The sequence below is a fragment of the Corynebacterium sp. HMSC071B10 genome (assembly GCF_001814825.1).
Lineage (GTDB): Bacteria > Actinomycetota > Actinomycetes > Mycobacteriales > Mycobacteriaceae > Corynebacterium.
In genome coordinates this window covers 1-14,482 of sequence record NZ_KV818008.1, presented here as the reverse complement: position 1 = coordinate 14,482, position 14,482 = coordinate 1, and the positions used below count along the sequence as shown (strand labels likewise).

The 14,482-nt window shown below is 63.3% G+C and carries 12 protein-coding genes and 1 tRNA gene; 9 read left to right on the top strand and 4 right to left on the bottom strand.

Annotated elements, in window-relative coordinates:
* The first annotated feature begins 99 nt into the window (after positions 1-99).
* From HMPREF2990_RS08320 to HMPREF2990_RS08285, 8 genes are all read left to right on the top strand, one after another.
* On the top strand, positions 100-1,815 hold the full coding sequence (locus HMPREF2990_RS08320) for an ABC transporter ATP-binding protein (RefSeq protein ID WP_070763992.1): 1,716 nt from the start codon (positions 100-102) through the stop codon (positions 1,813-1,815).
* Complete coding sequence (locus tag HMPREF2990_RS08315) at positions 1,812-3,698, top strand: ABC transporter ATP-binding protein (protein ID WP_083317091.1); 1,887 nt, start codon at positions 1,812-1,814, stop codon at positions 3,696-3,698. The genes HMPREF2990_RS08320 and HMPREF2990_RS08315 overlap by 4 nt, the downstream gene beginning before the upstream one ends.
* A 113-nt stretch (positions 3,699-3,811) precedes the next feature.
* Positions 3,812-5,077: a Na/Pi symporter gene (locus tag HMPREF2990_RS08310; protein ID WP_083317090.1), complete on the top strand. Its 1,266-nt coding sequence runs from the start codon at positions 3,812-3,814 to the stop codon at positions 5,075-5,077.
* Positions 5,078-5,096: 19 nt separating this feature from the next.
* A complete protein-coding gene (locus tag HMPREF2990_RS08305; protein ID WP_070763988.1) occupies positions 5,097-5,408 on the top strand; it encodes a hypothetical protein in 312 nt (103 codons plus the stop codon).
* Complete coding sequence (locus HMPREF2990_RS08300; protein ID WP_070763986.1) at positions 5,405-6,352, top strand: substrate-binding domain-containing protein; 948 nt, start codon at positions 5,405-5,407, stop codon at positions 6,350-6,352. The genes HMPREF2990_RS08305 and HMPREF2990_RS08300 overlap by 4 nt, the downstream gene beginning before the upstream one ends.
* A gap of 81 nt (positions 6,353-6,433) precedes the next feature.
* A complete protein-coding gene (locus HMPREF2990_RS08295) occupies positions 6,434-7,054 on the top strand; it encodes a DUF1707 SHOCT-like domain-containing protein (RefSeq protein ID WP_070763984.1) in 621 nt (206 codons plus the stop codon).
* A 9-nt stretch (positions 7,055-7,063) separates the two neighbouring features.
* Positions 7,064-8,350, top strand: a complete 1,287-nt coding sequence (locus tag HMPREF2990_RS08290) for a pyridoxal phosphate-dependent aminotransferase (protein WP_246817504.1) — start codon at positions 7,064-7,066, stop codon at positions 8,348-8,350.
* 233 nt (positions 8,351-8,583) lie between these two features.
* Positions 8,584-10,107, top strand: a complete 1,524-nt coding sequence (locus HMPREF2990_RS08285; protein ID WP_070764064.1) for an ABC-F family ATP-binding cassette domain-containing protein — start codon at positions 8,584-8,586, stop codon at positions 10,105-10,107.
* 89 nt (positions 10,108-10,196) lie between these two features.
* Here HMPREF2990_RS08285 and HMPREF2990_RS08280 read toward each other — a convergent pair whose 3' ends face one another.
* The 3 genes from HMPREF2990_RS08280 to dcd all read right to left on the bottom strand — a co-directional run bounded on the left by HMPREF2990_RS08280 (position 10,197) and on the right by dcd (position 13,791).
* Positions 10,197-11,732, bottom strand: coding sequence for an FMN-binding glutamate synthase family protein (locus HMPREF2990_RS08280; protein ID WP_070763982.1), 1,536 nt, complete (start codon positions 11,730-11,732; stop codon positions 10,197-10,199).
* Positions 11,733-11,764: 32 nt separating this feature from the next.
* The gene (locus HMPREF2990_RS08275; protein WP_083317089.1) at positions 11,765-13,084 is read right to left on the bottom strand and encodes a UDP-glucose dehydrogenase family protein; all 1,320 of its coding nucleotides are present in this window, start codon (positions 13,082-13,084) and stop codon (positions 11,765-11,767) included.
* Between the two features lie 143 nt (positions 13,085-13,227).
* Entirely contained in the window at positions 13,228-13,791 is a 564-nt protein-coding gene (dcd, locus tag HMPREF2990_RS08270) for a dCTP deaminase (RefSeq protein WP_038592756.1), read from the bottom strand.
* A gap of 90 nt (positions 13,792-13,881) precedes the next feature.
* On the opposite strand from dcd, the gene HMPREF2990_RS08265 reads away from it, so the two are divergent.
* Positions 13,882-13,955, top strand: a tRNA-Gly gene (locus HMPREF2990_RS08265).
* Between the two features lie 149 nt (positions 13,956-14,104).
* Here HMPREF2990_RS08265 and HMPREF2990_RS08260 read toward each other — a convergent pair.
* A partial coding sequence (locus HMPREF2990_RS08260; protein ID WP_141757851.1) for an ATP-binding cassette domain-containing protein occupies positions 14,105-14,482 on the bottom strand: 378 nt, incomplete at its 5' end.

Here is a 14,482-nt window from a genome sequence, read left to right as displayed (position 1 = left end):
GTCCGCGCGACGTGTCGATTTTTCGGCCCAAAATCGACATGTTGACCTGTCACGCTTAAGAAGGTGCAGGTCAAGGGTTTTAGGTGCTAGCATGCGCCCATGCATCTCACTCGCCTACTCGCCAGGCACGCCGCGGCGTATTGGCCCGCGATCCTCGCAGTGGTCATCCTCCAGCTGCTTACGACTCTGGCCACGCTGTACCTGCCGGATCTCAACGCCGCGATCATCGACCAGGGCGTCGCCCAAGGCGATGTGCCCTACATCTGGCGCACTGGCGGCGTCATGCTCGCCGCCGCGCTCGTGCAGGTGAGTACGGCGGTGGCGGCGATCTGGTTCGCCTCGCGCACCGCCATGCGCACCGGCCGCGACATCCGCGCAGCCGTGTTCGCCCACGTGAGCCGCTTCTCTCCGGAGGATATGTCTCACTTTGGCACCCCGTCACTGATCACCCGCGGCACCAACGACGTGCAGCAGATCCAGATGACGTTCCTACTCTTCCTCAACTTCATGGTCACCGCCCCGATCATGGCCGTCGGCGGCATCATCATGGCGCTGCGCCAGGACGCGGGGCTGTCCTGGCTGGTGGTCACGGCGGTGCTGACCCTCGCCGTCGTGGTGGGCATCATCGCGGCCCTGCTCATGCCCATGTTCCGCACGATGCAGGAGCGCCTCGACGCGATCAACGGGGTACTGCGCGAGCAGATCGCGGGCATCCGCGTTGTCCGCGCGTTTGGGCGCGAGGAGTTCGAAGCGCAGCGCTTCACCGACGCCAACGAGCGCATCACCCGCGTCTCGTTGAACATCGGCCGCGTTTTCGTCACGATGTTCCCCGTCATCATGCTCATCCTCAACCTCGCCACCGCGGCGGTCCTCTGGTTCGGCGGGCACCGCGTTGATGACGGCCTGGTCGAGGTCGGTGCGCTCACCGCATTCATGCAGTACCTCATGCAGATCCTCATGGCGGTAATGATGGCCACCTTCATGCTCATGATGCTGCCGCGCGCCATCGTCTGCGCTCGCCGCGTCGCCGAAGTGCTCGGCCACGACCCGCAGATCATCGAGCCTGCCTCCCCCGCTACCCCGACGAAGCGCCGCGGCGAAATCGAGTTCCGCGACGTCACCTTCGCCTACCCCGGCGCCGAGGCCCCCGTGCTGAAGAACATCAGTTTCACGGCACGTCCCGGCACGACCACGGCGATCATCGGCGCGACCGGCTCCGGCAAGTCGACGCTGCTCAGCCTCATCCCGCGCCTGCACAACCCAACCGAGGGCCAAGTGCTTCTCGACGCCACGCCCATCCCCCACTTCGCCCGCACCGACCTCGTCGAGCGCGTCTCCATGGTGCCGCAGAAGCCCTGGCTGTTCAGCGGCACCGTTGCCTCCAACCTGCGGATGGGCAACCCTGACGCCACGGACGAGGAGCTCTGGAAGGCGCTGCGCGTGGCGCAGGCCGACTTCGTAGACGACCTGGACATGGAGATCTCCCAGGGCGGCACCAACGTCTCCGGCGGGCAGCGTCAGCGCCTCTCCATCGCACGGATGCTGGTCGCACAGCCGGATGTGTACCTCTTCGACGACGCCTTCTCCGCGCTGGATGCCTCCACGGACGCGCGTGTGCGCGCCGCGATGAGCGAATACACCGCGGGCAAGGTCGTCATCATTGTCGGCCAGCGCATCGCTTCGCTCCGCGGGGCGGACCAGATTCTGGTGTTGGAGGCCGGCGAGATCGTCGCCCGCGGTACCCACGAGGAGCTTTTGAAGACCAGCCAGACATACCGGGAAATCGAACAGAGCCAGAAGGCGGTACAGGCATGAGTGAGCAAGAACCACGGCAGGCGAAACAGTTCTGGCCCTCGGCGAAACGGCTGGTAGGCCTGCTCGCCCCGTACAAGCTCGCGCTGACGGCAGTGTTCGTGATGAACATCGCAGCCGTTGTGCTCGCCGTCTGGGCACCGAAGGTGCTGGGCCAGGCGATGGACGTGATCTTTAGTGGCGCGATCTCAGGCCGCATGCCGGCCGGGGTCAGCAAGGACCAAGCTGTCGAAGGCTTGCGCGCTGCCGGCCAGGAGCGCTTCGCAGATATGGCCTCGGCCATGGATCTGCGCCCGGGCGAGGGCATCGATTTTGCTCGCTTGCGCGACCTGATCCTGGTGATCCTGGCGCTGTACGTCTTCTCATCGGTACTGATGTGGGCGCAGGGTGCGATCCTGAACCGGCTGACCATGCGCACTGTCTACCAGCTGCGTGAGCGCGTGGAGGCAAAACTGCACCGCCTGCCGCTGAGCTACTTCGACTCGCGCCAGCGCGGCGACGTGATGAGCCGCACCACCAACGACGTGGACAACGTGCAGCAAGCACTGCAACAGGCACTGTCGCAGATCTTCAACGCGGTCCTCACAGTGGTGGGCATCATCGCGATGATGTTCGTGATCTCCTGGCAGCTCGCGCTGGTCGCGCTGCTGTCCATCCCCCTCACAGCTCTCGCCATGGGCGTGGTGGGCACCCGCTCGCAGAAGCAGTTCGCCGCGCAGTGGAAAGCCACCGGCGAGGTCAACGGCCAGGTCGAGGAGGCGTTTTCTGGCCACGAGGTCGCGCTCATCTTCGGCCGCACCGATGAGCTGCACCGCGAGTTCGACGAGCGCAACGAACGTCTCGCCGTTGCTGCAGGCAAGGCGCAGTTCCTCGCCAACTCGATGCACCCGCTCATGCAGTTCATCTCCTACCTTTCGTACGTGGCCATCGCCGTCCTCGGCGGCCTGCGAGTGGCCAGCGGGCAGATGACGCTTGGCGACGCCACTGCGTTCATCCAGTACTCACGCCAGTTCAACCAACCCCTTGGCGAGCTCGCTGGCATGATGCAGATGATCCAGTCCGGCGTTGCCTCCGCCGAGCGCATCTTCGAGTTGCTCGATGCGGAAGAGGAGGTGGCGGACGTGCGGGACGACGCGGCGTCGATAAGCGAGAGCCCGGAAGGCCTGGTGGAGTTCCGCGACGTCTCCTTCTCGTACACCGACGAGCCGCTGATCCAGGACCTGAGCCTGCGCGTTGCGCCTGGGCAGACCGCCGCGATTGTGGGGCCGACCGGCGCTGGCAAGACCACGCTGGTCAACCTGCTCATGCGCTTCTACGACGTGGACGCCGGTGCGATTGAGCTCGATGGCCGTGACATCCGCACCTTGACGCGCACGGCGTTGCGCAGCCAAGTTGGCATGGTGCTGCAGGACGCGGTGCTCTTCGAAGGCACGATCATGGAAAATATTCGCTATGGGCGACTCGACGCGACGGACGACGAGGTCATCGCTGCGGCGAAGGCCACGTACGTGGATCGCTTCGTGCGCACGCTGCCGGAGGGCTACGACACGGTGGTGGACCAGGACGGCGGGGCGCTTTCGGCAGGTGAGCGGCAGCTGATCACGATTGCCCGCGCGTTCCTCTCGCAGCCCACCATCCTGGTGCTCGATGAAGCGACCTCAGCGGTGGACACGCGCACCGAGGTGCTCGTGCAGCAGGCGATGCACGCGCTGCGGGCGCAGCGCACCTCCTTTGTCATCGCGCACCGGCTTTCCACCATTCGAGACGCGGACGTGATCCTAGTCATGGAGTCCGGTCGGATCGTGGAGCAAGGAACTCACGATGAGCTGCTCAAACGCCGGGGCGCGTACTACGCGCTCCACCAGAGCCAGTTCACAAATACTTAGGGAGCCTGTATTTAATTTGCTGTAAGTTAACCGAGAAGACACGGGGAATCTGCTTCGGGCGTCTATGGTGCTGCACGACCGAGTTTTTGTACACACGTTGATCGAGAGCGCAGATGAGCAGAGACGTCACACGCGACACGGTGGGCAGCACCGTCGCCACCAAGCCCCACCTAGACAGTGAGCCGCAGGAAGCACAGAGCGAGGACGCACCGGCCGACCCGCTCGGCTGGCTCCCGTTGAGCGGCGGCGCGAAGAAGGCGGCCGAGTGGATCTCGGTTGTCCTGGCTATCTGGCTGCTGCTCAACGCCGTCGGCATGATCGGTGCCGGCTTCAAGATGGCGGCGGGCGACCAGGCCAAGGAGCTCTTTGCCTTTGCCGAGAACCCCTTCGTCGGCCTGGCGGTCGGCATCCTCGCCACCGCCATCATGCAGTCGTCTTCCACCACCACCTCTATTACCGTCGGCATGATTGCCGGTGGCCTCCCGCTCGAGGTGGCGGTGCCCATGCTCTTCGGTGCCAACATCGGTACCACGGTGACCTCCACCCTGGTTGCCCTCGGCCTGTCCGGCAACAAGCAGCAGTTCCACCGCGCATTCTCCATGGCCACGGTGCACGACTTCTATAACCTGCTCGCGCTGGCCATCTTCTTCCCGCTAGAAATCTTCACCGGCTTCCTCTCCAAGGTCTCTGGCGTCTTCGCCGGCTCGCTCGCGGGCGAGGGCGACGGCGTGCTCGCCGGCATCTTCGAGGTAGTTGGCAACGGCGTCGACGCAATCACGGAGCCGCTGGTCAACCTGGCCACGCTCATCGTCAGTCCGCTGGGCGACGTGTGGGGCGGCATCGTGCTGTCCGTCGCCGGTGTCGTGCTCATCCTGGTGGTCATCGGCTACATCGGCAAGATGCTGTCCGCCCTGCTCGTGGGCCGCGCCCAGGAGATGCTGCACGCAGCACTCGGCCGCGGCCCGATCACGGGCATCCTCTCCGGCGCCATCATCACCACCGCCGTCCAGTCCTCCTCCACCACGACCTCGCTGACCGTCCCGCTGGCGGCTTCCGGCAAGTTCAAGGTCACAGAGCTGTTCCCCTTCGTGGTGGGCGCCAACATTGGTACTACCGTCACGGGCCTGATCGCCGCCTTCTCCGCCTCCGGTGTGGAGGCGGAGGCGGCGATGCAGGGTGCACTCGTACACACCATGTTCAACGTCTTCGGTGCGCTCGTCATCATGACGCTGCCATTCCTGCGCGTACTGCCCCCGAAGGGCGCGAACTGGCTGGCCACTTTGGCGGATAAGAACAAGTGGTACGTCTTCATCTGGGTCGGCGGCATCTTCTTCGCCCTCCCGCTCCTCGCCGTTTTGATCACCAACGTCTTCTTCTAAGCACCCTTAAGGAACTGCCATGACTCACCCCGAATCCGAACAGTCCACCTCGGGCAAGCGAGCGCAGAAGCTGATTGACGCGGACGCGCCGAACGCCGAACTGCAAGAGCTGATCAACGAGCTCGAGGAAACGTCCCGCGTGTTGCGCAACGAGCTGGAGGAGCGTGAAAAGGCCGACCATGAGCGCCTCACGCCCGAACAGCTCGAGGAGCTCAATCACATCCCCCAGTACCTCGAGCTGACCCGTCCCCGCTGGCGCGACGTGCTGAGCCTCTTCCGCGAGCTGCGCGACGAAGCCTCGAAGAAGAAGCATGGGAAGGATCAGGTATGAACTCGCGCATCCTCGCACTTACTACCGCACTCGCGCTGACCGTTGGCGGTCTGAGTGCATGCTCCAGCGAATCCAACACCGACGCCCAGCCGAGTACAGATGGGCCGATTCACGTCACCGGTTCCGCCACCGTCGAGCCGATCACCGCGTTCATTGCTGAGCGCTCCCAGCAGGACGTGCGCATCACCGCCGACGGCTCCACCGACGGCTTCGCCGACTTCTGTGACGGCACGTCGGACATCAACGACTCCTCCGTGCCGATCCCGGAAGAGTTTCAAAAGCAGTGCAGCGACAACGGGGTAGAGTTCATCGAGCTGCCCATCGCGTTGGATGCAGTGACCATTGTGAAGAACGCTGAGAACACGTGGGCAGACGACCTCACCGTCGAGCAGCTGCACGACGTGTGGTCGCAGGATTCCCCGGTCACCACCTGGTCCGACATCGACCCGTCCTGGCCTGACGAGGAGATCTCTCTGTACGGCCGCCCGGACGGCTCCGGCACCCTTGAGGTGTTCAAGGACAAGGTGCTCGGCGGCGACACCATCCGCGAGGACTACGAGGCCACCGACGACATCGACGAGCTCTCCACCTGGATCGCCGAGGATACAAACGCCATCGGCTTCATGGGTACCGGTAACTACCTGGCCACCGAGGGCGCGGTACGCGACCGGATCGACAACGTCACCGTCGACGGCGTCGCCCCTGCGCGCGACGCCACCCAGGAAGGCGAATATCCCCTGGCCCGCCCGCTGTTTGTCTACGTCAACGCCGAGTCGGTCGAGGACAACGCCGCGCTGGAGGAGTTCATAAACTCCTACCTCAACCGCGTCGAGGGCGTCCTGCCGCGCGTGTACTTCTACCAGCTGCCGGAGGACGAGTACGACACGGCCCGCACCCGCTTTAACGACCGCGTGACCGGTCCGGATTCCCGCTGGGCCGCATAGGCGAGTGTTACACTTCGAAGGGTCGGAGATATCTCCGGCCCTTTTCTACGCGCGTTTGAACCAAAGGAGCTCGCTTCCCTCATGACCAGTGCCCGCCAGCCAGATCACGTGCGCCTTTCTGACGCCGACCGCACCGCGGCCATGACCGCGCTCGGCAACGCGCTGGGCGAGGGCCGACTGAGCATGCAGGAGTACGACGAGCGTTGTCAGGCCTGCACCACCGCGGTCACGCGCACGGACCTCGCTCCCCTGTTCGCCGACCTGCCGCAGCGGCCTGCCTTCGGCTCAACGGATGTCGCCCAGGTGCAGCAGGACGTGCCCGTCTTCAGCGCCCGCGAGGTGGTGGAGGCGCGCCGCTCGGGCCGCCGCACGCGCGCCGGGATCTTCTGGCTGGGTACGGTCGGCAGCGTCACCGCCGCCTTAGTCTTCAATGCCCCCGCGGTCCTCGCCGTGGTGCCCGTGCTGTTCATCCTGCTCTACGTCATGAAGGTCGGCCCGGATAGCTGGTACAGCCCATCGCTACGCGACATCGAACGGGCGCAGCGCCGACTCGTTCGCGCGAAGCAGCTCGAGCTGGAGGCGGACCGCGCCTTTGACGTAGCGCAACGCAAGGTGGAGCGGCGCGAACAGATCGACCGTCTCACCGGCGATACCCTGAATTTTGCTCAGGAATCACTGAACAAGTTCCGTCGCCGTGGCTAACATGGCCGTATGGCCACAAATAAGGATGAATCCGCCCCGCAGCCCACACCGGCGAAGGCAAAGAAGCCGCGCCCGCACCGCCACTTCGACCAGGCCGAGAAACTGAAAAATGTCTTCTACGACATTCGCGGCCCGGTGTCTGCCACGGCGGAGGAGATGGAGCGCGACGGCCACACCATCCTCAAGCTGAACACCGGCAACCCCGCAGTCTTCGGTTTCGAGGCGCCGGACGTGATCATGCGCGACATGATCGCCAACCTGCCTACCTCGCAGGGTTACACCACCTCCAAGGGCATCACCTCGGCCCGCCGCGCCGTGGTGACGCGCTACGAAATGATCGACGACTTCCCGCCGCTCGACATCGACGATGTCTACCTGGGCAACGGTGTCTCGGAGCTCATCAGCATGGTCACCCAGGCCGCGCTGAACGACGGCGACGAGATCCTCATCCCCGCCCCCGACTACCCGCTGTGGACCGCCGCCTCCACCCTGGCCGGCGGCAAGGTTGTCCACTACACCTGCGATGAGGAGGACGACTGGAACCCCTCGCTGGAGGACATTCGTTCCAAGGTCACCTCCAAGACGAAGGCGATCGTGGTGATCAACCCGAACAACCCCACCGGGGCCGTCTACTCCCGCGAAGTGCTCGAGGGCATCGCCGACATTGCGCGCGAGCACGAGCTGATGATCTTCGCTGACGAGATCTACGACCGCGTGCTTTACGACGATGCGCAGCACATCTCCATGGCCGAAGTTGCCCCCGACGTCATCACCCTGACCTTCAACGGCCTGTCTAAGGCCTACCGCGTGTGCGGCTACCGCGCAGGCTGGATGGTCATCACGGGCCCGCGCCGGCGCGCGAAGGGCTTCATCGAGGGGCTTGATCTGCTCTCCGGGACGCGTCTGTGCGCGAACGTGCCCGGCCAACACGCGATCCAGGTCGCGCTCGGCGGGCGCCAATCCATCTTCGAGCTCACCGCGGAGGGCGGCCGCCTGCGCAAGCAGCGCGACGTGGCGGTACGCAAGCTGCGCGAGATCCCGGGCATCTCAGTGGTCGAGCCGAAGGGCGCGCTCTACTGCTTCCCCAAGATCGACGCCGAGATGTACAACATCCACGACGACGAGCGCTTCATGCTGGACCTGCTCAAGTCAGAGAAGATCTTGATGGTGCAGGGCCGCGGGTTTAACTACCCCACACCAGATCACTTCCGCGTAGTGACGCTGCCCTGGGCGTCCCAGTTGGAAAACGCCCTCGAGCGCCTAGGCAACTTCCTGGCCGATTACCACCAGCACTAGGGCTCGTTTGTTGGCGGTTGGGTGCCGCTGCCGGTCGCTGACAGATTCCGCCGCAATCTGTCAGCCGCGGTCCACCTTCAAACCATCACCTATCCCGACTTACAGCAGCGCAAACCCCTTGACCCCCGACGGACACTGTCATAATATCGACGAGGAACTGTCCCCGAAGGAAGGAATAGGCCGTGCTCAAGTTCCGTGTTTCCGCCTAACACGAAACAGAAAGTTGAATGAGCATGCCTATTTCCCTGAATAACGTCTCCCTCGAGTGGCCTAACGGATCCCCCTGCTTCTCGGACTTAAACGCCATTTTTTCAAGTCACCTGACCGGCCTGATCGGCGATAACGGTTCCGGAAAAACGAGTCTGATCAGGGTCATCCTCGGCGAGCTGCAACCGAGCACTGGTTCGGTCGAGCGCCCGTCGAAAATCGCTTACCTACCTCAGGATCTTGGACTGCAACTGGACACTACGGTTTCAGACGTCTTTGGGATCACCGAAATCATCGAGGCAATCAGCGCCATCGAAGGTGGCCAGTTCAATCCCGAATTGTTCGAGCTCATCGGTGACCGGTGGGATGCTGCCGAAGAGACTCGGGCTGTGTTGTCAGCTCATGGACTCGAGCTCAACCTGGATAGGCCGCTGTTTACACTGTCCGGTGGAGAGGCTGTTCGTGTTGCACTAGCTGCGCTCATGGCTGACAACCCCGATTTCATTGTCATGGACGAGCCCACGAACAACCTCGATGCGGAAGCGAAAGCCCAGCTAATCCGCGCTCTTTCCAAATCCACTGTTCCTGCGATTGTGGTGAGCCACGATCGCGACTTGTTGGATTCCGTGGACGAAATTGCAGAACTTCACGACGGGAAGCTACGACTTTTCCCCGGTAACTACTCCGCCTACCGTGAAGCTCTGGCCAATGAACAAGATGCAGCGATGCGGGAGGTTCGGGAAAAGAAGACGATTCACAGTAGGCAGGTTCGAGAGCGTGAGGCGATGCAAACTCGCATTGCGCGGGACGCTCGTCGCGGAAAGAAGTTCGCTGCTAACAATCGTAAACCTGGCATGGCGATGGGGCTGGACAAGGATCGGTCTGAGAAGACTGCTGCTCGGCGTGGTGCGGCTCATGCCGAGTCTGTGGAGTCGTCTCTCGCTGAGTATCGTCACGCGCAAGACAAGGTTCGCGACGATCAACATGTGTACATTGAGCTTCCCGGAACGGCGCTTCCGAACGGAACCCGCGTTATGGAAATCCCAGGACTCACTGTTGTGGGCCCCGAGCGTGTCCGGATCACTGGACCGAACGGCAGCGGAAAGACGACCCTGCTCAACTCTGTTGCAGACGGAGGCGCGGGGTACGTGATTGAGAATGTGGGGTACCTCCGGCAGCGCATTGCTCTTGACCCCAACCGGTCAGTCTTGGAGTTGGTCTCGGAGGCTAACGCCTCTGCTGATCCGCAGTATATTCGGGACCAACTCGCGCAATTGTTGTTTCAGAATGAGACTGTCCACGCACCTATCGGAACGCTTTCGGGTGGTGAGCGTTTCCGCGTCGAGTTTGCCCGTGTTCTTCTTTCGTCGCCTGCTCCGCAGCTATTGCTTCTCGACGAGCCCACCAACAACATCGATATCTCAACCGTGAACTGGCTTGTCTCCGCTCTTGAGAGTTATGCAGGTGCGCTTCTTCTCGTCAGCCACGACGAAGACTTCTGTGAGCGTATGAACCTTGACAGGGAAGTTTCCATCGATGATTTGACCTGATGTTATGGGCCTTTTCCCGAAAATAGTTCCCGGTTTCAAGGCGAACCCGGGAACTTTTTGCACGCCCGCCTACCACGGGCGTTGCGGCCCTACACCGGGCGGAAGGTGTCCGCGGAGGCTGCCTGCCAGTCGTCGGCCCAGGACGCCGGGGCGTCGTCGAGTAGCTGGCCAGGCGCAAGCCACTCGTAGAGCTCGGCGTAGGAGCGTGCCTCGGTGGGCGAGACGTTGCGGCGCAGCATCGCCGGGGTAAGCTCCGCCGGGTCGCTGACCCCCATCGACGCCATCAGCCGCACGGCCTGCGCAACTGTCGCCTTCTGGAAGTTGTAGACGGCGTGCGACTTCTCCTCCACCACGATCGCGCGGTTGCGGCGCGGGTCCTGCGTGGCCACGCCCGAGGGGCACTTGCCGGTGTGGCAGCGCTGCGCCTGGATGCAGCCGAGCGCCATCATCATGGCGCGGGCGGCGTTGGTGAAGTCGGCACCCTGAATCAGGCGCATCACGATGTCCGAACCGCCCGCGACCTTGCCCGACGCGCCGATCTTGACCTGGTCGCGCAGGCCAGTGCCGACGAGCGCATTGTGCACCGTCATCAGCCCGTGCGTCAGCGGCATGCCCACGTGGTCCTCGAAGTCGATCGGGGCCGCACCCGTGCCGCCCTCGGAGCCGTCGACCACGATGAAGTCCGGGGCGGTGCCCACCTCGCGCATCGCCTTGCAGATCGCGAGCACTTCTCGACGACTACCCACGCATAACTTGAAGCCCGCGGGCTTGCCGCCAGAGAGCTCGCGCATCTGCGCAATGAATTCGATCAGCTCGGTCGGCGTGGAAAAGACGCGGTGGCGGGCCGGGCTAATGCAGTCCTGCCCGCGCGGAACCCCGCGAATCTGCGAAACTTCTTCGGTGATCTTGTCCGCCGGCAGCACGCCGCCAATGCCGGGCTTCGCGCCCTGGCTCAGCTTCAGCTCCACCATCTTAACCTGGTCATTCGCGGCCTTCTCGCGGAATTGTGCGGGATCGAAGTCGCCGTCCGGAGTGCGCGCGCAGAAGTAGCCGGTACCCAGCTCCCAGATCAGGTCGCCGTTGTTTTCCATGTGGTACGGACTCAGCCCGCCCTCGCCAGTATCGTGGGCGAACCCGCCGAGTTCCGCGCCCTTGTTCAGCGCCCGGATCGCGTTGCGCGACAGCGAACCGAAACTCATCGCCGAAACGTTCATCAGCGACATCGAATAAGGCTTCGCGCAGTCCTTGCCCCCGATGAGCGTGCGCGGCGGCTCATCCGGCTGCGCGACCGGCGCGACCGAGTGCACCAGGTACTCGTGGCCAGGTTCGCGCACGTTTTGCACCGTGCCGAAAGCAGTCTCGCTCTGTATCCCCTTGGCGCGCTCGTAGATGGCGTTGCGCTGGTCCCGGTTGAAGGGGCGGCCGTCCCAGTCCCGCTCAATGAAGTATTGGCGCAGCTCTGGGCCAAGATCCGTGAGCAGGTAACGCATGTGCCCCAGCACCGGGTAGTTCCGCAGCACTGGGTACTTCTGCTGCGTCAGATCGTGGACGGCAATCCCGCCGAGCGCCGCCGCAGCGGCACCGAGGGCGCCTTTGACAAGGGGTGCAGATTTTTCTTCAGCCATACCTCCATCATGCACCCCGGAAGCGGCGAGTTCTACAGGTTCCGCCCCAGGGCCCGCATGGTCCAGCCCGCCTGCTGCCAGGTGGGGACGTCGAGGACGTTGCGGCCGTCGATAAGCAGCGGCTGCTCCACGAGCTTCGCCGAAGCGACAGGATCCATCTCCTTGAACTGCTTCCACTCGGTGGCGAGAATGACCAGCTCAGCGCCAGCGAGCGCGTCCTCGAGCGTGTCCGCGTAGTCCAGCGTGGGGAACACGCGGCGGGCGTTGTCCATCGCCTCCGGGTCAAAGACGCGCACCGCGGCACCCGCGAGCGAGAGCTGGCCCGCGACCGCGAGCGCCGGCGAATCGCGCACATCGTCCGAGTTCGGCTTAAACGCCGCGCCGAGGACCGTGATGCGGCGGCCGATCAGGCTGCCCAGCTCCGCGCGCGCTATGTCCACCACGCGCTCGCGGCGACGCATGTTCACCGCGTCCACCTCGCGCAGGAAGGTCAGTGCCTGGTCCGCGCCCAGCTCGCCCGCGCGAGCCATGAACGCGCGAATGTCCTTCGGCAGGCAGCCGCCGCCGAAGCCCAGGCCCGCGCCCAGGAACTTGCGGCCAATCCGGTCGTCGTAGCCAATGGCGTCGGCCAGCTTGGTCACGTCCGCGCCCACAATCTCGCAGACCTCACTGACCGCGTTGATGAACGAGATCTTCGTGGCCAAAAAGGCGTTGGCGGACACCTTCACCAGCTCCGCAGTCTGCAGATCGGTGAGGATGAACGGGGTGTCATTGGATAGCGGGGTCGCGTAGACCTCGCGCGCAATGGCCTCTGCCTGCGAATCTTCCGGGCGAGTGCCCAGCACAATGCGGTCCGGCTCAATCGTGTCCTTGACCGCGTAGCCTTCGCGCAGAAACTCCGGGTTCCACGCGATCTCCACAGTGGTTCCCGGAGCGGCGAGGTTATTTGCGCGCTCCTGCAGCGCCGCGGCGGTACCCACCGGCACCGTCGACTTACCAAAGATGACGTGCGCACCCTCCAGGTGCGGCACCAACGAATCGATCACGGCCTCCACGTAGCGAGTATCCGCCGCGTAAGAGCCGCGCTGCTGCGGGGTCCCAACGCCGATGAAGTGGACATTGCCGAAGGCCGCTGCCTCCTCGTATGAGGTGGTGAAATCCAGGCGACCAGCGGCCATGTTGCGCTCAAGTACCTCCGGCAGGCCCGGCTCGTAGAACGGGACCTTTCCGGCCTTGAGCTGATCGATCTTTTCTTGGTCTACGTCCACGCCCAGCACCTCATGGCCAAGTTCAGCCATGCATGCCGCGTGGGTTGCACCGAGATATCCGGTGCCAATTACTGTCATCCGCATAACTGCCTATTATGCCCGGTCGGGTCGGACACGGCAGGGTGAGGGGCGTAGGGCGGCTTGGGCGCTGTATTTTTCAAAGTTGCAAACAAGCAGCGCGAGACGCGATCCTATTTTGCAAAAACCGCTGTTTTTGAAAAATAGGGCTACCGGAAGTTCAAGTACGCGCGCGACGGCGTGGGCCCGCGCTGGCCCTGGTACTTCGAGCCGAGCGCACCAGAGCCGTACGGGACTTCCGCGGGCGAGGACATGTTGAAGATGGCGAGCTGGCCGACCTTCATGCCGGGCCACAGCGTGATCGGCAGGTTCGCCACGTTCGACAGCTCGAGGGTGATGTGGCCGGAAAAACCCGGGTCAATGAAGCCCGCGGTGGAGTGCGTGAGCAGGCCAAGTCGGCCCAGCGAACTCTTGCCCTCCAGGCGGCCAGCCAGGTCCGCGGGCAGTGTGAAGTGCTCCAACGTGGACGCGAGGACGAACTCGCCCGGGTGCAGCACGAAGGCCTCGCCCTCGGGTACCTCCACTGCCGTGGTCAGATCCGGCATTTCCAGCTTCGGATCGATGTGCGTGTACTTCGAGTTATTGAAGACGCGGAAGAACTTGTCCATGCGCACGTCAATTGAGCTCGGCTGCACCAGCGAAGCGTCGTACGGGTCGATGCCGAGGCGGCCGGAATCAATAGCGTCACGGATGTCATGATCTGAAAGAAGCACGCCACAAGCATACGGCAGGCTCGTTTTCCGATTCAGGGAGGGACGGTGCTACAGTATCCCCATTGTCGCGCGTATCATTGTGCGGCAGATGCCGGCGTAGTTTAGTGGTAGAACATCAGCTTCCCAAGCTGAGAGTGCGAGTTCGATTCTCGTCGCCGGCTCCACTATGACGTCGAAAATGATAAGTAGGCGTTTGCGTTAGCGCGTACGCCCCAAGGGGGTCAAGAAAATCGCTTGCGTTAGCGAGTGTATAGCGCATTAGCTCTGACCTGCGGAAACGCTTTCCTCTCTTTCGGCTGAGCGAGCGTTTGCGTTAGCAGGCGTTGATCTGGTCAAGGCGGACGCTATGGTCGGCGACCTCGGTAACGAGTTCAGCGTCGTGGGTGATGACAATGACGACGGCACCAGTGTCAGCGAGTTTACGCATTACTCGGGAAATCGCGACAAGGTGCTTGTAGCCAACACCGGACGTGGGTTCGTCGAAGATGTAAACTTTCTTGTTCGCAGCAAGCGCTGTAGCAATAACCAGGCGTTGGCGCTGCCCACCAGACAGCGCTTGCGGATGGTCGGACTCATGGTCGGCAAGGTCGAGTTCTTCAAGGATCGCGTGGGCATCGATGTGTTGCTTTTCGGCTTTGGTCGTGCCGAGCGTGACTTCGTCGATGGACCTGACCCCCGTTAGGTAGACACC